Origin of the sequence: Cupriavidus agavae (genome assembly GCF_004217045.1) — a bacterium.
Lineage (GTDB): Bacteria > Pseudomonadota > Gammaproteobacteria > Burkholderiales > Burkholderiaceae > Cupriavidus > Cupriavidus agavae.
Window position 1 is genome coordinate 158,170 of the sequence record NZ_SGXM01000006.1, and the last position, 19,549, is coordinate 177,718.

17 protein-coding genes are annotated in these 19,549 nt (G+C 59.8%); 9 read left to right on the forward strand and 8 right to left on the reverse strand.

The window, feature by feature from the left end; translation table 11 throughout:
* Nucleotides 1-139: 139 nt before the first annotated feature.
* The 3 genes from EV147_RS19710 to EV147_RS19720 all read right to left on the reverse strand — a co-directional run bounded on the left by EV147_RS19710 (nt 140) and on the right by EV147_RS19720 (nt 1,911).
* Nucleotides 140-1,159: an SDR family oxidoreductase gene (locus tag EV147_RS19710; RefSeq protein ID WP_130392914.1), complete on the reverse strand. Its 1,020-nt coding sequence runs from the start codon at nt 1,157-1,159 to the stop codon at nt 140-142.
* A 216-nt stretch (nt 1,160-1,375) separates the two neighbouring features.
* Nucleotides 1,376-1,717: a type II toxin-antitoxin system VapC family toxin gene (locus tag EV147_RS19715; RefSeq protein ID WP_130392915.1), complete on the reverse strand. Its 342-nt coding sequence runs from the start codon at nt 1,715-1,717 to the stop codon at nt 1,376-1,378.
* Nucleotides 1,714-1,911, reverse strand: a complete 198-nt coding sequence (locus EV147_RS19720; RefSeq protein WP_130392916.1) for a type II toxin-antitoxin system VapB family antitoxin — start codon at nt 1,909-1,911, stop codon at nt 1,714-1,716. The genes EV147_RS19715 and EV147_RS19720 overlap by 4 nt, the downstream gene beginning before the upstream one ends.
* 3,086 nt (nt 1,912-4,997) lie before the next feature.
* On the opposite strand from EV147_RS19720, the gene EV147_RS19730 reads away from it, so the two are divergent.
* Nucleotides 4,998-5,276 carry a hypothetical protein gene (locus tag EV147_RS19730; protein WP_198680301.1) on the forward strand — a complete coding sequence of 93 codons (279 nt, stop codon included), beginning with the start codon at nt 4,998-5,000 and terminating at the stop codon, nt 5,274-5,276.
* Nucleotides 5,277-5,365: 89 nt separating this feature from the next.
* Here EV147_RS19730 and EV147_RS19735 read toward each other — a convergent pair whose 3' ends face one another.
* On the reverse strand, nt 5,366-6,292 hold the full coding sequence (locus tag EV147_RS19735) for a LysR family transcriptional regulator (RefSeq protein WP_130392918.1): 927 nt from the start codon (nt 6,290-6,292) through the stop codon (nt 5,366-5,368).
* Nucleotides 6,293-6,394: 102 nt separating this feature from the next.
* On the opposite strand from EV147_RS19735, the gene EV147_RS19740 reads away from it, so the two are divergent.
* Both EV147_RS19740 and EV147_RS19745 read left to right on the forward strand, forming a co-directional pair.
* Nucleotides 6,395-7,627: an MFS transporter gene (locus tag EV147_RS19740; RefSeq protein WP_130392919.1), complete on the forward strand. Its 1,233-nt coding sequence runs from the start codon at nt 6,395-6,397 to the stop codon at nt 7,625-7,627.
* Nucleotides 7,628-7,643: 16 nt separating this feature from the next.
* Complete coding sequence (locus EV147_RS19745) at nt 7,644-8,264, forward strand: class I SAM-dependent methyltransferase (protein WP_130392920.1); 621 nt, start codon at nt 7,644-7,646, stop codon at nt 8,262-8,264.
* A 373-nt stretch (nt 8,265-8,637) separates the two neighbouring features.
* On the opposite strand, the gene EV147_RS19750 is transcribed toward EV147_RS19745, so the two are convergent.
* Nucleotides 8,638-9,363, reverse strand: a complete 726-nt coding sequence (locus tag EV147_RS19750) for a GntR family transcriptional regulator (RefSeq protein WP_130392921.1) — start codon at nt 9,361-9,363, stop codon at nt 8,638-8,640.
* A 196-nt stretch (nt 9,364-9,559) separates the two neighbouring features.
* Here EV147_RS19750 and EV147_RS19755 point away from each other — a divergent pair, with 196 nt between their 5' ends.
* From EV147_RS19755 to EV147_RS19775, 5 genes are all read left to right on the forward strand, one after another.
* Entirely contained in the window at nt 9,560-10,858 is a 1,299-nt protein-coding gene (locus EV147_RS19755) for an MFS transporter (protein ID WP_130392922.1), read from the forward strand.
* 52 nt (nt 10,859-10,910) lie between these two features.
* Nucleotides 10,911-12,095, forward strand: a complete 1,185-nt coding sequence (locus tag EV147_RS19760) for a serine hydrolase domain-containing protein (RefSeq protein ID WP_130392923.1) — start codon at nt 10,911-10,913, stop codon at nt 12,093-12,095.
* A gap of 62 nt (nt 12,096-12,157) precedes the next feature.
* Nucleotides 12,158-12,886, forward strand: a complete 729-nt coding sequence (locus EV147_RS19765; RefSeq protein ID WP_130392924.1) for a maleate cis-trans isomerase family protein — start codon at nt 12,158-12,160, stop codon at nt 12,884-12,886.
* A 26-nt stretch (nt 12,887-12,912) separates the two neighbouring features.
* Nucleotides 12,913-14,331 (forward strand): dihydropyrimidinase, encoded by a 1,419-nt coding sequence (gene hydA / locus EV147_RS19770; protein ID WP_130392998.1) that lies wholly within the window; start codon nt 12,913-12,915, stop codon nt 14,329-14,331.
* A 19-nt stretch (nt 14,332-14,350) separates the two neighbouring features.
* Nucleotides 14,351-15,088 (forward strand): aspartate/glutamate racemase family protein, encoded by a 738-nt coding sequence (locus EV147_RS19775; RefSeq protein WP_130392925.1) that lies wholly within the window; start codon nt 14,351-14,353, stop codon nt 15,086-15,088.
* 292 nt (nt 15,089-15,380) lie between these two features.
* Here EV147_RS19775 and EV147_RS19780 read toward each other — a convergent pair whose 3' ends face one another.
* The 3 genes from EV147_RS19780 to EV147_RS19790 form a co-directional block, all read right to left on the reverse strand.
* The gene (locus EV147_RS19780; protein ID WP_130392926.1) at nt 15,381-15,854 is read right to left on the reverse strand and encodes an RES family NAD+ phosphorylase; all 474 of its coding nucleotides are present in this window, start codon (nt 15,852-15,854) and stop codon (nt 15,381-15,383) included.
* Nucleotides 15,851-16,306 (reverse strand): type II RES/Xre toxin-antitoxin system antitoxin, encoded by a 456-nt coding sequence (gene parS / locus EV147_RS19785; protein ID WP_130392927.1) that lies wholly within the window; start codon nt 16,304-16,306, stop codon nt 15,851-15,853. Before parS ends, EV147_RS19780 begins: the two co-directional genes overlap by 4 nt.
* A gap of 418 nt (nt 16,307-16,724) precedes the next feature.
* Complete coding sequence (locus EV147_RS19790; protein WP_407923263.1) at nt 16,725-17,666, reverse strand: cyclase family protein; 942 nt, start codon at nt 17,664-17,666, stop codon at nt 16,725-16,727.
* Nucleotides 17,667-18,209: 543 nt separating this feature from the next.
* Between EV147_RS19790 and EV147_RS19795 the strand changes: the two genes are divergently transcribed.
* Nucleotides 18,210-19,391 carry a Fic family protein gene (locus EV147_RS19795; protein ID WP_235844842.1) on the forward strand — a complete coding sequence of 394 codons (1,182 nt, stop codon included), beginning with the start codon at nt 18,210-18,212 and terminating at the stop codon, nt 19,389-19,391.
* The last annotated feature ends 158 nt before the right edge of the window (nt 19,392-19,549 follow it).

The window sequence follows — 19,549 nt, forward strand, 5'->3', positions numbered from 1 at the left end:
GTCTTCCGCGACGTCAACAACCGCTTCTTCTTCTTATTCGAGTAGCCCATACGTCGAGCCGTGCGGCCAATCGCGCCAGAGCTCGGCGATAGCGAAGGCTTCTTGTCCCGCACCTCGGATCCGGTACCGAACGGATTGCTTACGGAATACCTTTGCCACCCGATGCGCCAAAAACCTGGCCTGTGACATAGCTCGCTTCCGCTGCCGCAAGATCGACATAGAGTGGGGCGATTTCACCGGGTTGTCCGGGACGTTTCATCGGTGTATCCCCGCCGAAAGCCTTCAGTTTTTCCATCGTTTGCCCACCACAGACCTGTAGCGGCGTCCAGAATGGGCCTGGTGCGACGGCGTTGACGCGGATTCCGCGCCCTGCCATCTGCTTGGCAAGTCCCTTGGTGAAGTTGGTAATCGTAGCTTTGGTGGCGGCATAGTCGAGAAGGTTCTCGGAGGGGTCCGTCGCATTGACAGAGCTGGTATTGATGATCGCCGCGCCGGGTGGCATACGTGGAATAGCAGCTTTCGTTATCCAGAACATCGCGTAGACGTTCGTACGGAAGGTCCAGTCAAACTGTTCCGTGGAGATATCGAGAATTGATTCATGGCTTTGTTGGCGGCCGGCGTTGTTCACCAGGATGTCCAACCCACCCAATTCCTTGATTGCCGTGGCTACCAGCCGCTCGCAGAATTTCTCGTCGCGAATGTCGCCGGGGATGCGTACCGCTTTGCGGCCGGCGCTTTCAATGAGGCGTACGACCTCCGTGGCGTCGGGTTCTTCCTGCGGCAGGTAGTTGATGGCCACGTCTGCGCCTTCGCGGGCGTAGGCGATAGCGACGGCGCGTCCGATGCCTGAGTCGCCGCCGGTGATCAAAGCCTTGCGCCCAGTCAGCCGTCCGGTCCCACGGTAAGTTGCTTCGCCATGGTCGGGTCGCGGCGACATTCTGCTAGCAAGTGCGGGCCACTCTTGCGACTGCTCAGGAAAGGGAGGCTTTGGAAATCCTGCTCGCGGGTCCTTCAATCCCCCGTGCGCGCCTGTGTTATTCGACGACCCGCCAACTGCTGCGGTATCTGCTGCATGCGTTACACCGACAGCCGCCGCCGCGAAACCTGCGGCGCCCTGGACCAAGCGTCGCCGGGCTCCGGAAAATGTGTCTGCACCCATGTCTGTGCTCCGTGCTTTGTGGTTTGAGCTTGTGGCAACGCAACAAGCACGCCATCGCCGTGTGGCGGTAAGCCATGGGGGGCCGAGAGAACGGGATAATGCCCACTGAGTGCGCTCGCTTCGAACCCAGTTACATAAGGCGATGTTGCTATTGTGATAAGAAGGCTTATCGCAATAGAAACACGTTCGGAAGGCCGAGAACCGCCCTGTCGGGGCCTACTTTGACCGGTATTCCACGGCAAACCGCTCGCACAGTCCGGCCAACCGTTTGTCGAGCGTCCACAGCCGCGCCTGCGGCGTCAGCAGGGCCGAAGCGAGCAGCACCACGTCCACCAGACCGCATCCGGCGCCATATAGCCGTTCTTGCCCGACAAACGCCATCGCCTCCGCGAGCGTGGCCAGCGTGCGGCTTTTCGGCTCCGGAGGCGTGCCGCAAGTGAGTTCGAGCAGCACCATCGGGTGCGACAGGACACGATCCGACTCCAGCAAGGCGACGAGCGCAGCGACGCAGCGCTTGAAGTGCGAGACCCACACCGATGTGTCGACCAGCACCATCATAGCGACGGCGCCCGGCGAGGAATCTCCTGCATGTCGGGCTGCGCGCCACCCAGTGCGGCCAGCCGTTTAGCGGCTTGAACACGCACGAACGTCTTGATGGCCACCCGAAACAGGTCCGTCCGGTCCATGGACGTGTCGGCCAACTCAAGGGCTTGCTCGTAGAGCGAATCTTCTATTGTGACGGTAGTACGCATATTCGCTGCTTCAAAATTGATGCAGTTTCGCATTAATCCTAGCATCAACCGCGCACCCCCGGGAGCAAGGACAGCTTGGGCCAGTGTCCTATCATCCAGGCCCGCTTCCGGCTCTAACTTTCTCCGAACGAAAAGACGAGGACAATATCGCATGGATGTCGAGTGACTCGGTTCCGACGCGATCTCGAGTTGTGCCGTTCGCCGCCATGCGCATTGCCTGGCGAGGATGGCATCAGGCTTTGCTCAACTTTCGTAGAGTTGGCCATCTTCGGATGGTGGAACGGGCGTGCGCTTTGCGCCGGGTCGAATGCTTAACGTGGGGTTAGGTGGGGCGGTCAGGTCTGGATGCAGTGTGGGGATGCAGATTGCCCCCGGAGCACCGCCGTCGAGAGATAGCTGGTAGCTACCAGAGCCTGGCTGGGAAGCCGCGACCGTCGGAGGACGACCCATAGCTCGGGCGATCGTATCGAGGAGACGGTCTCCCCATACGCGTAGTTCCTTTCTACAATGCCCCTATGTCCGGGGCATTCCTAAAATTATTCATTTCGTGTCGTAGCCGGGACCTCGGCGCGCTGTGCCGAAGTAGCCGAAATGTAATGAAAAAGTCTCATGGCGATGTTGGCTTGAAGACCGCCGACACGTCTAAGGGCGCCGCACGCCTGCGGCAAGGAAGAAATGCGGAGGAGGGGGATGAGCACGGTTCGACAAAATGCAGCACTCGCAGAGGAGATTCAGACACTGCGACTACCGCCGCGATGATTCGGCCGAGACTTTCTGCGCGTTCGTGCTGTGAGAAGCCACAGTGCGCCTCACTATACACGGCTGTCTTGGGTAAAAAAAACGGCACTTATCTGAAAGATGTGGGATCGACTGGAGTCGATCGAATGAGCCGGTCTTTTGCGTTACGGACTGCATCGGCCATCGCAAGACTTCGCGTCGGGAAAGGTGCGCCCTCATTCGAGAACGAGTCGACATTGTCAATAGTATAGGTCCAATGCCAAACACCATAGGTTCGCTCGGTTAGAGAGAAAGTTATGTGTCGCCCCAAGTAGACGATGCTTTCAGCCATGGGAATCCTTCACTTTCTGATATCTTAGCCCAAACACCGGATGCTTTCTGGAAATGTCCACCGGCTCCGCGCGCTGCTGAGACCGCTACGCCGTACTCTCAGCGTTCCGGACAATGAATTGCCCCTTCAAGAGCGTTGTGCATCTCGATCGAGCGGAATGTTATGCCCAACGCTCAACACGACAGTTATCGAGTGCGTATGGTCGAAGTAAGGCTATTGGATCTCGTCGGAATCTTGAGATTTATGTCTTCACTTTGAAATTGACCATGTCTGCTGTCAAACAGTATTCGATTTTTCGGAAACACTGTATTAATGGCTTGGAGGAGATGCGTTTCGCAAGAAGTGCGATCATCCAGCGCACTCTTTGATTAATTTGTGAAAATCACTAGAGAATCTGCCGCTCGACGAGAACTGTTGACATCGCTTCCGCTTCGTTCAAACAAGAAAATTTTACTGTAATTGCCTCAGTGATATGTGTGTCTTTTTAGGCTCTTTGTATAGAATAAAGCTTATGTTAAATCGGGGTATAGGCAATTCAGCGGCTGACTATCGCGTTAGTGCTCGCACGTAAATTTCGGCACTCACCGCCAGTACACAGCCCCATAAGTTATACGGGCGGCACAATGGCCTTCTGTGCAGTGAATTCTGTCATGAGCCGCTCACCAGCCCTTTTGTGTATGCCTTTTTGTCATTCGTTTGGGTGCCTGCTCACCGCGGACCACACGAAAGTCGATTAAAGTGGTTTTCGATCGGGGCCAAATCAGCGACAAAAATGCCCTCGCAATGGCCGGGCAACAATGTCGACAGCCCGAAGACGCACGCACAATGTAAGGCAAGCTGATTGGCTGCTGCTCGGTACAGCCAATTCCTGACGGATTCCCAATCGGCCTCGACGTAGAGCATCGAAAGCGGCGCTCGCTTCGCGACCGACGCCTCTCGCTGGCAAGCGCACCAGCCCGTGGCGATCTGCTCGGTCTACGGACGGACCGCTGCGGCGCCGGCAGCCGACACAGTGTGTGCCCGCTTTCCACTGGCTGTCCTCAATCTCCGGATCGCATCGTTTTTGGCGAATGGCGTGGCCCGGATCACTCGCGGTTCACCGTAGGAACCCCGCTACCGCAGGGCAGATCGTGCTCGCGGCCTGCGGTCCAGCATTCGGTGGAGAACACGCAGGCTTGGCAGCAGACACGTTCGTCGATCGCTCGGATGTAGCAGCCTGGGGCACGCCGTTCGTCTAAAGTGCGATGGGCGCAGTGGTGCTGCTGACTATCCACAAAGAACGCACGCGGTGCGCTCAGTTTGGGGAGATTGATCGCTGATTCCATCAGCGCTTCTCCCATTGCGCAGGCACTCGGACCATGTATGAAACCTGCATGAGTCAACTGCTGGGGCTTGGCGCAGAATGTGTGATGACTGGCCGGTTACGGCAAGCCATTCGTCACCAGAAACCGAAGTGCGCCTCAAGAATTGAACGCGTGGCTGTGTGGTCGACTGGAGTTCCAGGGCTTGCGGGAACCCACCAAACTGAGAAATTGGAGCAATTTGGACTTCATTGCCGAGTTCACGCGCGCATTCGCATGACCAAACGAGGCGGACACCGAGACTGTGCGGCCGTAGGGAAGTCTGGGTGAGCCAATGCCTGGCGCACGCCAAGAGGGCGGCTTGAGCGACGGCCGACGTCATCCCGGCTTGCACAGGGTTGCCGACCTGGCGCCACACTATGCCCTCAGGATCGCAGGTGGAACCGGAACTCCGGATTACCGGACACCCTCGGCCGCATCGCTGCGTACCGGCGCAGCCCATTGAGCGGCCCGAGTCGACAGCGGAAGCCGAACCGCGCAGTCACGCTAGAATAGTTCTTGCTCGCGCAGCCACCATGGTGCGTCGCGGGCACCCTTCCTTTCGCATCACCACACTCTCTCGCCACATCTTCTCCATGCTGCTTGCACTGACCACCGAATCGGACGCGCAGCGTCCGCGCGAGCGCGCTGACGCCATCCTGTAGGTCAAGACCCAGATGGCGAAATTCGGCTTGCACCTGTGCGATCTGGAGCAGGCCGGCTGCTTTCCCCGGCTTGGCGAACCGGCGGAATTGGTACGCTTTCGCGATGCACAGGGCCACACCCGGTATGGATGTGGCGACCCGCCGGACCGGCTACAGCGTGCACTCAATGCGGGTCAATCGATCGCGCATTTCCAGATCGATCAAATAACGCCGGGCAGCTCGCAGAAATCGGTCACGTCCTGGATGTGGGCGACGGCTGAGTTCGGCCAGAAACGGCCAATGTGCGGCTGACCGACGGAAGTCTGCTGTTGGCCAATTTCGGAACATTCAGCCATGGTAATGACTAAACAATAACGCACTGTCCTCTGTGCCACTTTCCCTCACTTTGTCAGTTCAATGTCCGGCAACGCCGCTGCACCAGTTTCACGGATCAATGCCACGAACTCGGCGATATAGGGACGGCTGTCGCTGGCCGGCAGGGTGGCCGCCCAGATCTCTGACATCAACCCGTCGCGAGTCAGTGGTTTGGCTGTGACGTACTGCCTCTGCAGGTAGTTCTGCACGGCCCATCGTGGCAACACCGCGATACCACGCCGGGTGGCCACCAGCATCAGGATGGCGACGGTCAGCTCCGTGGTGCGACGTGTCGGCGTGATACCCGCAGGACGCAGCAGTTGATGCACCACGTCCAAGGCATCTTCCTCCACGGGGTACGTAATCAGCGTCTCATGACGAAAATCCTCGGCGTCCAGATACGCCTTTGCGGCCAGTGGATGATCGTTCGCAACTAGCCCCACCATCCGGTAGCGGAACAGCGGGCGATAGTCGACGCCGGCTTCCCCGTCATTGCATGAAACGATTGCCAGATCCGCATCGCCACGATGAAGCAGCCCCACCGGGTCCGACTGATATCCCGACACCAGGTCTACCTCAACCTCGGGCCAGCGGGCGCGAAAGGCGTCCACGGCGGGCATCAACCAGTCGAAACAGGTGTGGCATTCAATAGCGATGCGCAACGTCCCGGTGGCGCCCTTTGCCAGACGCACGAGATCGCGGGTCGTTTGATGCAGGATCGGAATGACCTTGTCCGCAGTTTCCAGCAGTCGTCGCCCGGCAGGCGTAAAGGCCACTGGCGTCGACTTCCGCACAAAAAGTGGCACGCCATAAAAGTCTTCGAGGCTCTTGATGTGGTGCGACAGCGCGCCCTGCGTGAGGCGTAGCCAAGTTGCTGCTTTCGACACACTACCGCTGTCGCGAAGCGCAACCAGGGTCTGCAGATGGCGGATGTCTATCGGAATGCGGTCCATTAGAAAATTTGAGATTCAGGCGTAAATTTATTCGTTTGAATAATAAACCTGCGCTGCGCATACTGCCAGCCTCAGTGTGCAATCCGGATCTACGGCCCAACCATGCGGCAACAAGTCTTCCTGCTGGCCATCGCGCAAGCGCTATTTCAAACGGCGTCTGTCCTGGTCATGACTGTCGGCGCTCTTGCAGGCAGCCAAATCACAACCGTGCCGATGTTGGCAACGCTCCCCGTTGCAACCATGTTTCTGGGAACCGCAACAGTCATGTTCCCGGCTTCGGCATGGATGGCTCAGAGCGGACGTCGCAGGGGCTTCATCGCCGGCGCCACAAGCGGACTGATCGGCGGCATGGTGGCCGCGTATGGCGTGCAATCGGGATCGCTGCCGATGCTGGCGTTGGGCACGTTCTTCGTCGGTGCCTACCAGGCATTCGCCCAGTTCTATCGATTTGCAGCCAGCGAAGTGGCGACCGAGGTGTTCCGTCCACGGGCCATCGCATTGGTGATGGCAGGCGGGGTTGTCGCCGCCCTGCTCGGCCCCACGCTTGCCAGGTTCGGGGGCACGATGCTGCCAGTCATGTACGCCGGATCGTTCCTGCTGCTATCAGCGGTTTCCGCTGTGGCCATCGGCGTGCTGGGTTTCCTGCGCATGCCCCCGGAGACAGCAGCACGTGAAGCGAGCGCCACTGCCAGGCGTACGTGGCGCCAAATCGTTTGCCAACCGGCCTACCTGGTGGCGCTGTTCGGCGCCGCAACTGGCTACGGCATCATGATCCTGGCCATGACGGCTACGCCGCTCGCCATGATCCACCACCATCACGCGATCGGCGATGCTGCGACCGTCATCCAGCTTCATGTGCTGGGCATGTTTCTGCCCTCTTTCATTACCGGTACGTTGATCGCGCGGTTTGGCGCCATCCGCGTCATGCTGGCCGGCGTCTGCTTGCTTTCGACTCATGTGTTTGCCACCTGGACCGGCACGGGATTCGCATCGTTCGCAGGTGCGCTCGTACTGCTGGGTGTCGGCTGGAACTTCCTGTTCATCGGCGGCACCAGCCTGTTGACAGAGACCTACTCGGCTGCCGAAAAGAGCAGAGCCCAAGCGACTAACGACATGACGATTTTTGCCGTCGGACTGTCGTGCTCGTTCGGCGCGGGAGGCTTGCTGAGGAATCTCGGCTGGCAGACAATGAATCTTCTGCTGTTGCCGTGGCTCGGCGCAGCGGCACTTGCACTGCTCTGGTTGGCCGCGCAGCGGCGCAAGGACTGGCACGGGCGCCCGACGGGTGACTGGCTCAAAATTAAACAGGCTGACGAAGGCGTTGCTCCCCGCTAGGAGCGACTCAACCGCTATGACCAAGCGATCGCACTGGGAAGATGTCTACGCGCACAAGGCGGCCGACCAAGTGAGCTGGTATGCGCCACACCTGTACACCTCCCTGGATTTCATCCGCGCCGCAACCCCGTCGACTGCTGCCCGCGTGCTGGACATTGGTGGTGGTGAATCAACACTTGTGGACGACCTGCTCGACAGCGGCTACAGCGATGTTTCGGTCAACGACATCTCAGAGAAAGCGCTTGATGTCTGCCGCATGCGTCTGGACACCCGCGCCGGCAAGGTTCATTGGCTGGCTGGCGACGTGCTCAAACTCGACCTTCCTGCCAACCACATCGACGTCTGGCATGATCGGGCCGTATTTCATTTCCTGACGGACCCTGCACAGCGCGTCCAGTATGTAGAACAAGTGATGCGCGCACTACGACAAGGCGGGTGGGCGATCGTCGGATCGTTCGGCGAAAATGGCCCTGCGCAATGCAGCGGCCTGCCAGTCCAACGCTACTCCGCCGAAGCGCTGCACAGCGAGTTTGGCGATTCGTTCGAACTCGTGCAGCACAAAACCGAAAACCACCTTACCCCATGGGGCAGTTCCCAGGAGTTCGTCTATTGCCTGTGTCGCAAGTCGGCTTCCTAGCGAGTCTGTGTGGTCAATTCTTCCGAATGACTGCAGTTCGGCGGTAATCGGTCGTTTGTCGTTGACTCGTCGACCGACGTCTAAGGGTCGGCAAGAGCCCTTGCCGACGGCACCTCTAAAGATTCTGACGATCGGCTAAGGCGTCACGAAGGTCGGCATTCAGCACCCGGTAACTCCCATTTTTGCGCCCATTCTCTTCTCCGCAACAAGAGTGCTCACGGTCGCGCCGCCGCTCGGCATGCGAATTGCCGAAACTTCGGGGTCTTGCTCAAAACCTACTCGCGACTGTCCACTCGGGTACCTACCGGTGTCGAGCGTGGAAACAACGTTTTCTCCCGCGGTCGGACTTACATCGCAAAGAGCGACCACTCGGTTATCTGCCGCGCCGCGCGTTGACCACTCGATCGCTCGGCTCTGCGAGAGTCTGCTCCACTACCCGCAACACCTCGCGCGCCGTGTTCTCCGAGTGATCGCGCAGGATGGTTGCCAAGCGTGGTCGTCCTGGCTCGCGCAAAGCATCCATGATGGCGTCATGCTCTTCATGCGATTCTTGCCAACGCAATTGATCTGCGTTGGCCGCACCGCGCGCACGATGCACCTTGCTCATCAAAGTGGCATAAATCCCTGAGAGGACGGCGTTGTCGGCGCTGTCCACAATCATCTGGTGGATTTCCTGGTTGATACGGAAATAATCCGTGCGCTTGCCCCCCGCATGGGCGTCAATCATGGCCTGGTGCTTCCGCTCGATTTTCGCGAGCGCGACATCGCTCAACCGATTCGCCACCAGTTGGCCGGCGTGCGTTTCCAGCCCATGAAGGGTTTCAAAGGTCTCGCGCAACTCATCCAGGTCCAGCGGTGCGACGCGATAGCCGATGTACTGGCGGTGCAGCACCAACCCTTCGGACACCAGCACCTTGAGCGCTTCGCGCAGCGGTGTCTTTGACACGTCGAACGCATCGCAGAACGCTTTCTCGTCAATGCGTGCTCCCGGCGGCAGTTCGCCTTCCTGGATCATCGTGCGCAGACTCGCCGCGATTCCGGCGGACATGCCCAGTGTGCGCAGGCGGGCGGTTTTGGGAAGAGCTTGTGTCAAGGACATCACCAGAAGTGGGAATTCTGCACCAGATCTAAGACTATCACACCAGATTGGGGCTTACCCTATAGCTATATAAATCAATAACTTGGCAGCGTTGTAATTACAGATTACGTATCCTATACTCGGTCCAGTTGCGCGACACCATGAATAGAACCCGCCTCGACAACGCAGCACCCAGAAGCAAGGAGACACCCTCGTCATGCCTACCACTAGCCACGCCGCCACGATGACGGCAACGCGCAGCAGCGTTCGCTGGAAGATCTTTGTGATGATGCTGTTTCTCATCGCCATCAACTACATCGACCGTGCGTCGCTGTCGGTGGCGATGCCGCTAATCGCGAAAGAATTCGACCTGAGTCCCACCATGCAGGGCCTGATCCTGAGTTCGTTCTTCTGGACGTACGCCCTGATGCAGGTACCTGGCGGCATGCTGGCCGACAAGTACAAACCGCGCATCGTGATCGCCTGCGCCACCGTGTTCTGGGGCGCCTTCCAGGCACTGGCCGCGGTCTGCACCACTTCCACCGCATTGCTTCTGACCCGTCTCGGGCTGGGCGCTGCCGAAGCGCCGATCTATCCGGCTGGCGGCAAGCTCAACGCCATCTGGATGACCCAGAACGAACGCGGCCGCGGCGCCACGCTGCTGGATGGTGGCGCACCGCTGGGTGCCGCGCTGGGCGCGATCATCATCACCTCGCTGATAGCATCGCTGGGCTCATGGCGACTGGCCTTTGTCGTGGCTGGTGTGGGTACCATCATCGCCGGTGCCGTGGCATGGTGGTACATCCGCAATTCGCCGCGTGAGCACGCCGGCGTCAACGAGATCGAAGCGCGCTATATCGAAGACGCACAAGCCAACGAGCACCGCGCCGAGCCGGCCAACCTGTCGGGTCGCTCGCTCGATTTCTTCAAGTACCGTTCGGTCTGGTGCATGGCCATTGGCTGGATGTGCTTCAACACCGTGTTCTACGGCCTGCTGACCTGGATGCCCAACTACCTGAATAAGGTGCACGGCTTCGACATCAAGGCCATGGGCGGCGCCAGCTTCATCATCTTCTTCTGCGGCTTCATCGGCGAACTGATCGGTGGCTGGATTGCCGACAAGTGGAAGGAAGCCGGCGGACGTCCCAACGTGGTTATGCGTACGCTGTTCGGCATCGCGGCGGTCGTGGCCACGGTTTCCATTTTCTCGGTGGCCTACGTGACCGACCCCGTGTTAGTGGTCGCCCTGCTCTCTTCCACGCTGTTCTTCCTGCGCTGGTGTGGCCTGTTCTGGTGTATCCCGTCCATCCTGGGCACCCGCAACAAGATTGGCTTCCTGGGTGGTGTGATGAATCTTGGCGGCAATATCGGTGGTATTAGCGTGCCCATCATCGTCGGGTTGATCGTGCAGTACACCGGCTCGTACTTTCTGGCCCTGATGTTCTTCGCCGCCGCCGGCGTGGGCCTGCTGCTGGCTTCCACGGCGATCGACTACGAAAAGAAAATCCCGGTCTGACCACCGGCCTCGCGAACCCGGCGTGACAACACGCCGGCTGGCGGAGACACCCATGAAACGATTCACATTGATTGCCACAGCCGCGATCCTCGTGGCCGGTGCGCTGCAGGCAGCAGCAGCCACGGCGGACAACGCAGGTGGCATTCCCACCGCGCAGCCGGAAGCCGTCGGCGTGGATTCGGCACGGCTGGTGGCCTTGTCCCAAATGATTCGCCGCGATCAGCTCGATGTGCGGAGTTTGTTGGTCGTTAAGGATGGCAAGCTCGTGTTTGAGCGCTATGCCGACGGCGTGACCCGCGATCACAACCACGAGCTGTATTCGGTCACGAAGTTCGTCAGCGCGCTGCTGGTGGGCACGCTGGTTGGCGATGGCGAACTTGCTGCCACGGATGCCCCGGCACAGAAACTGGCTGCCGTGCGCCCGGATCTGGCGGCCGCGCTAGCGGACAAGCAGCAAATCCAGCTACGTCATCTGATGTCGATGTCGAGCGGACTGTCATACAAGCTGGTGGAAGGCACGGACACGCTCTACTACGGCGTTCCCGACAGACTGAAGGTGGCGGCGTCCGCCAGTGTGCGCACGACGCCCGGCACCGAATTCGACTACATCGACGTGAACCCAGTACTGGTTGGGGCCACGATCACTCAAGCCACAGGCATGTCAGAGCAGCAATATGCTGCGCAGCGTCTGTTCAAGCCGCTCGGCATGTCTCACTTTCGTTGGGATGGCGCCGACGGCAAGGGCGCCGTGTCGGGCGGCTGGGGATTGCGGCTGCGCTCGATCGACATGGCGCGGCTCGGCATGCTGATGCTCGATCAGGGCAGATGGAATGGTCAGCAAGTCGTGCCCGCTTCGTGGGTGGCCCAGATGACCACGCCATCCGGCCCGGCGAGGGACTACGGATACTACTGCTGGGTCAACAACATCGTCCAATCGGAGCGCGAATTCAGCGCCATGGGCTACAAGGGGCAGTTCATTACCGTGCTGCCAGAGCAGAAGGCGGTGATCGTCATGAACAGCATCATGTCGACGCAAGGCGGCCTGCGGGATGCAAAGTACCTGGATCTGTACCGCCAGATGGTCAACGATTACATACTGCCTGCGCTGCAGGCCGGCTATACCGTCAAGCCTGACGCCAGTCGTCAGGCTGCGTTGAAGAAGGAACTGGAATTCGCGCGCGCCAGCCACGGTGTCCCGGGCACTCAGCTCGCCTTCAACGACAAGCCCGAACAATAAAAACAATATCAACAATGAGGTACCGCGCCCAGACGGTGCCCGTCAACTCTTGAGAACCAACCATGAGCAAGCAAACTCGTCTCGGCATGCTGACGCCTTCGTCCAACACGGCGCTGGAGCCCATTACCAGTGCAATGGTGAGCGGCCTGCCCAACGTCAGCGCGCATTTCTCGCGCTTCACGGTCACCGAAATTTCGTTACGTGACCAGGCACTGGGACAATTCGACCTGGAGAAGATTCTGGGCGCGGCGCGGCTGCTGGCCGATGCCCGTGTCGATGTCATCGCATGGAACGGCACCTCGTCGGGCTGGCTTGGCTTCGACAAGGATCAGGCGCTGTGCAGGCAAATCACCGAGGCCACTGGAATTCCGGCTACCACATCGGTGCTGGCACTGAACGAGATTCTCGAGAAAACCGACGCGCGCCGCTTCGGACTGGCCACGCCCTATCTCGACGATGTGCAGCAACGCATCATCGCCAACTACCAGCGCAGCGGCTTTGACGCGTCGGCGGAACGGCATCTGGAGCTGCATGTGAACTACAGCTTCGCAGCGGTGGAAGAAGACACCATTCGCCGCATGGTTCGCGAGTTGGCGAAGGAGAACGTGCAGGCCATCACCACGTTCTGCACCAATCTGCGCGCGGCCCACCTGGCCGAGGAACTGGAGGCCGAGACCGGTATTCCGCTGTACGACACCATCTCCACCGTGGTGTGGAAGTCGCTGCGGCTTGCCGGCGTGGATACCAGCGCCCTGAAGGGCTGGGGCCGCCTGTTCCGCGACGTCGAGTAAGCCACCCGCATCGAAGAGTGATGACCATGCCTGCAGACAACAATCTCGACCTCGTGATCCGCAATGCGGACGTGGTCACCGCCTCGGACCGGTTCCGCTGCGACATCGGCGTACGGCACGGCAAGATCGTGGCGCTTGGCCACGATCTGCCTGCCGGACAGCAGGAAGTCGACGCAACGGGCCTGCTGGCCCTGCCCGGCGGCGTCGACGGCCACTGCCATCTGGACCAGCCCATGCCCGAGGGCATGCGCATGGCCGACGACTTCTTCACGGGCACCCGCGCGGCGGTATGCGGCGGGACCACGACGGTGATTCCGTTCGCCGCCCAGGAGAAAGGCCACTCGTTGAAAGCCGCTGTGGCGGACTACCATCGTCGTGCCGAAGGCCGTGCCGTGATCGACTACGCGTTCCACCTGATCGTGGCCGATCCGACCCCTTCCGTGCTGCAGGACGAACTGCCCGCGCTGATCCGCCAGGGCTATACCTCGTTCAAGGTCTACATGACCTATGACGACCTGAAACTCTCCGACCGCGAGATGCTGGAGGTGCTCGACGTAGCGCGCCAGAACAACGCACTGGTCATGGTGCATGCCGAGAATGCCGACTGCATCTCGTGGCTGACGGACAAGCTGACTGCCGAAGGCCGCATTGCGCCCCGCTTCCATGGCCTGGCTCGCCCCGCCGTGGTCGAGCGCGAAGCCACGCATCGGGCCATTTCATTTGCCGAACTGGTCGATGTGCCGATCCTGATCGTGCATGTCTCCGGCAAGGAAGCCATCGAGCAGATCCGCTGGGCACAGGGCCGCGGCCTGAAAATCCTTGCCGAGACGTGCCCGCAATACCTCTACCTGACCGCGGAGGATATGGGCCTGCCCGGCGACGATGGCTATGAAGGCGCCAAGTGCGTGTGCAGCCCGCCGCCGCGCGACCCGGAAAACCAGGCTGCCGTATGGCGTGCGCTGGAAAACGGCGTGTTTAGCGTGTTCTCGTCTGATCACGCACCTTTCAACTACGACGACCCCGCGGGCAAGAAGTTAAGAGGAACCGTACAGCCTTTCGACCATATTCCGAACGGCGTACCGGGGATCGAGACTCGCCTGCCGCTACTGTTCGATGGCGTGCAGCGCGGCAAGCTATCGCTGCACCAGTTCGTGGAACTGACATCCTACCGGCCCGCGCGGATCTACGGCCTATATCCACGGAAGGGCACCATTGCAGTGGGCGCCGATGCCGACATCGTGCTGTGGGATCCCTCACGTAAAGTGCGCATCGCCAATAGCAACCTGCACCACGCCGTCGACTACACGCCGTATGAAGGCATCGAAGTCACCGGCTGGCCGATGACGACCTTCTCGCGCGGAGAAATGCTCGTGCGCAATGGCGAATACCTGGAGCCGGCCGCCGGACGCGGCAAGTTCCTCGAAGCCGGACAACCCGAGCTTTGATCGCACATCGAGACACTCCATGAATCTTCTGATCGTCAACCCGAATATCAGCGAGTCGGTCACCAGCCTGATCCATGCGGAAGCTCGGCGCACCGTCTCGCCCAACACCCGGATCACGATGGCTACGGCGGGCTTCGGCGTGGCCTATATCGAAACCCGGTTCGAAGCGCTGGTGGGCGGCTACGCCACCGCCTGCGCGGCGTCGGAGCACGCCGGCAGCTTCGACGGACTGGTTGTGGCCGCCTTCGGCGACCCGGGACTCGCCGGCCTCAAGGAACTGTTCGACGTGCCCGTCGTCGGCATGACAGAGGCCGCTCTGGCGAGCGCCTGCCTGCTGGGTCAGCGCTTCTCGATCATCGCCATCTCGCATCGCATCGAGGCATGGTATCGCGAGACAGTTGCCGCCAATGGACTGGCATCGCGGCTGGCAAGCATCCGGTCGCTGCAGTCGCCGTTGCGGGATATTGGCACCGTGCAACAGGACCATACTGCCGCACTTGAGGAAATGAGTCTGCGAGCGGTGCGCGAAGATGGCGCTGACGTGATCATCGTCGCCGGAGCGCCGCTCGCAGGTTTGGCGCGGGCGCTCGAGGGCAAAATTCCCGTGCCCGTCGTGGATGGTGTCAGCAGCGCTATCCGCCATTGCGAATCGTTAGTGGCACTACGGGCCGGGACCAGCCGTGAAGGCAGTTTCGCCAAGCCGCCAAAGAAACCCAACGCTGGCCTTCCCCCTGCGGTGGCGTCACTGCTGGGTTGAGATAAATGCGCCACGAGAACCTCTGGAATTGCACTACGCACCTGCCACACCATAGCAAATTCTATTGGCTAAAAACTCGCTCTTCAGAGGTTCCCGGCTAAGCGCCTTCAAGACGACACGACCGTTGATAACCCCTTCGACGTCCGCACGAGCGTTCTTAGGCACTTCCGTTGGTGGCGCATCCTCGTCGGAGGGCTCCGGTGGAGAGTTCTTCCGTCAACCCGTTTTGACGCTGCGCCATACTCCTTCTTCCGACGGGGCCCTTACCATATTCCATGGTGCACGGCCGCCCTCACCTTGCCCGCGGTTCGGAAAGCAAGGACAGAATACGGGGGTCATGTTCTACGCGCCGCGCTTCCCCCACCTTAGCCTTTGCAGCGTCGGGATGTAGTGGATTGAACAGGTAGTTCGATGCATATGGGACCAGCACGCTCGGCACTTTCAATAGCAGGCCGGATCGCACCGACAACCACTCCGTTCCAGCATTTTTCGACCAGCCTGCGTTTTGCTTCCAGTCGTCGGGCAAATCGGAAATGCTAGCGACGGCGACTGCATCTTCGATTTCCACGGTGAGAAGCTGATAATCCCTGGGCAGTTCCTCGATCCGCGAAACCTCGTGATGTACCAGGATTTCCAGAAAAGCCAAGGCGGGGTGCTCCGCCAAATACACCACGGGCTGCCCGGGATAATGCCATCGGCCCCCTGCCCGCAAGCCACCAATCCCTTTGAGGTCGGCATAGTTACTGATGCGCCAAAGAGTCATCAGGCGAAGTATCCTTCGTCGATCTGCACCAGTTGCTCTTCCACCAGGTGCGCGCCCTGCTCGGTGCCGGCCATCTCGAGTGGCGTAATGCTTCCCAGCCGTCGCTGCTTCGCGCGTAGCCAGTGCAGCGCCCGTTCGGCATCCCCGAAGGTGTTCGTGGCCTGGGCAAGGATACGGGCCAGCCGAATGGCCTTGTCGGATTCCTCAATGGTCAGCGGCTGCCCTTTGTCGCGCCGATGGCTTAGGGTTCGGCGAGGAATAATGAACGCCACCTCGTCCCACGTAAGTCCAATTTCCAGCAGGCGTTCGAGGATGTCGGCGGGCAGTCGGTCATGGGCAAGCGTTGCAAGATCGGCGCCATTGCGCACTTTAGTGCTTAAAAAGGCACTTAATTGATCAAGATAGCGCTCATAAGGCGCGCGAGCTCCTGACGGACGAAAGGTGGTTGTCTGCATCGCATGCTCCGGCAATATGCCTCAATTGTAGTGGCATGTTGCCAGGGACGCAATCTGCGCTCACCGGTGGCAAAGGTCGTCCGCCCTGGGAAGACCACGAACGTGAAGCCTGCTGCCGTCCAGGCACCGGCATTGCTGGTAGAAGGAGCATTCGTGTAAGACGGCATGCGATCAGAGTAAGGGCGGCAGACGCCGCCCTTACTTTTACCACAGCCACGTTGCCCGTCTCTCTGACATCGTCACGCGCCAGCAAACCGACCAAGCTACGCATCCGCAGTAAGTGGCAGATCTGATCCTCGAAGCGGCAGCATTGATCGATAGCACTGCTTGCCTGGTTATGGGCCAGCGGCGGAAATCGACGATGTCGCCGCCGGCTGCCGCAGTAGGGATCTGCGTACGGCGTTGACCGAAGGATGGTCTATCGAATGGCAACCGGATTCACGTTGACCTGCGTGGATCCCACATAGAGTGGCTGCCCCAAGACGAACAGAAATTCCCACGCCTGATCTCGTACCAGCGCCCGGCTGTCGATCAACTCCAGGTTGTAGATTCCACGCTTCGCGAGCATGTACTGATTCACCGGGAACTCTTCCTTTCCGTGCGGACTCGGGTAGACCTCCGAAGCCCATGTATCTCCCCCGAAGGCTACGATGCCTTGGTCAGCCAGCCATTTGGCGGCGTCCATGCCGATGCCGGGCTCCACTTCCAGAAATTGGTTGTTGTCCTTCCCGATCAACTCCAGCCAGCCAGTATTGAATAGCACCACATCGCCCTTGCGTAGCGTGATGCCCTGCTTTTTCAGTACGGCTTGTACATCCGCCACCGAGAACTCGGTGCCGCCAGGAACTATGGCTTTGCCAAAGTGCGCGGTCATGTCGAGTACCACACCGCGTGTCACCAGCGGCGGCACTTTCTCCACGCCGAGCTTTCGGACACCATTCACGCTGACGAAATCGGCGGCCCGGTTCCCGTTGTAGTACACATTGTCGATGCCGATATGACCGATACCGTTGAGCTGTGTCCCGACGCCGGTCCAAGCATTGACCAGTTCGTCGTTGAACGTGAACTTGTTCGGGCCAAGCGACAGCCCGGCCTGCTGCCCAACCTGCACGTTGTAGAGCTGGAAGCTGCGATGCCGGTAGGCCGGGAGCGACTTGTCCACCGGCACAGCCAGCGGATAGGTCTTGCCACTCTTCACCAGCGTGACCGCCTGCTTGACGACGTCCGGTGTCAGCAGGTTGGCCGCACCAATCTCGTCGCGCGCGCCATAAGGCGATGGATACCAATCCGCTGCGGACGCGGCATGGATGAATAGCGGCAGCGTCCCGATCAGGAAAGTCTTGGCGAGTGTTTTTTTCACGGCAATTGTCCTCGTTGGAGAGTGGCGCCTTTCCATGCACCAGCTTTCGAGCACGGTCTTGCGCGAATGGGCGTCGCCCAGGCCAAGCCCGAAGTCTGACTTCGACTCTCACGACGATAAAGCCGCCAGGCTGCGAATATGACTTGCGTTGCAGTCAACAATACGAGCGCGCAGCAAGTCCCGCTACGCCGCTCATGTTCCAGCCGCGCGCGCCTTTCTAACGCTGTAGCAGGAGTTCCTGCAGCGAGATCTCTTTCACGCTGCCGATTGCCGAGTTCGGCCCATCGCGCAAAGCGACAGCGATGAATAATCAGTCGGACCTCGAACAGGCGATACGAAACCATCCTCTCTTCGCATCGAAGGAACCAACGGAATATGTGATGGGGTAACGGAGCGCCCCACCGGCGTAGAAGCAAATCCAAACGCTTTCTTCGTGCCAACGAACGCCCAAAAGTTAATATCTAGGCATTTTTTGAGCGTCTGTAGTCTGGATCTTTCGGAATTCGACTCATAGATTGAGCCGTATGTGAGAATATGCGGCTCATGGATACTTCTTCCCCGTGGATCTGGCGGCGGGCAGATTGGCCCGAAGACGCCCTCGCCTATGACGCTCACCAGACTGCCTCTGACCTAGCTGAAGCCTATCGCACGTATGGCCTCCTGGAAGGCAAGGCCACAACACTCGGCCTTGGCAGGACGAGTGAGGTCGCGTTGGATGCACTGTCCGACGAGGTGCTGGCGACAGCCGCTATTGAAGGGGAGCGTCTACCGCTCGATGCCGTCCGTTCGTCGGTCATGAGGAGGTTGGGCTTGGCAACGTCCGGGCCATTTAACCGTAGCGTCGACGGTCTGGTGGATGTCATTTGTGACGCCACCTCGGCGATTGATACGCCTTTGGACGAAGACCGTTTGTGTCGGTGGCAGTCTGCCCTATTTCCTGGCGGCACATCCGGCATCCACCGAATTGCGGTCGGGCGCTATCGAGACCACGTGGATCCCATGCAAATAGTGAGCGGTCGACCGGGACGCGAAGTCGTGCACTACGAGGCGCCACCCTCGAAAGACGTGTCGATGCAAATGGAGCGATTTCTCCTCTGGTTTGCCGACACCTCGCCGAACGCGACATCGGCGATGTCGGTTCGAGGCAAGCCTATCGACGGCTTGGCTCGCGCTGCCATTGCTCACCTGTGGTTCGAAACTATTCACCCTTTTGAGGACGGGAATGGCCGTATCGGCCGCGCGATTGCAGACATGGCCGTGGCGCAGCACTTGCGGCAACCGGTGCGGCTATACAGTCTTTCGCGACAGTTGCTCGCGTCACGTGCGGCCTACTATGACGCCCTGAACCAAGCCCAGCGCAGCCAGACCGACGTCACGGCATGGGTACAGTGGTTTGCCCGGCAAAGCACTGCGGCCTGTCATGCCGCCAATCAGGTCATCGACCAGGCGATCGAAAAGCGGCGATTTTGGGAAAAACAGGAAGGTATCGCTCTTCATGAACGGCAACGCAAAGTGCTGCAGCGACTACTGGACGACGGCGATGGTGGCTTCCTGGGAGGGCTGAACGCTGAGAAGTACATGAAGATGACCGGGGTTTCAAAAGCAACCGCCACTCGCGATCTTTCGGCGATGGTCGCCAGCGGGCAAATGCGGGGGCATGGTGCCGGCAAAGCGCTGCGCTATTTCGTAAACGTCCCCGGTTGGACGCATGGCATAACGGAGTGACCCAACCGGACCAGCCAAGGGAACCATCCTCCTGATCAGAAGGTTAAGAGTGCCGCCGACTGCTATCCGAGTACCAGCGTGGGCTGGCCTGTTGAACCGGGGCGATGTTGACGAGGGCAGTTTTCGCGTCGCGTCGTTTATTAGTGAGTGTGCCGCCC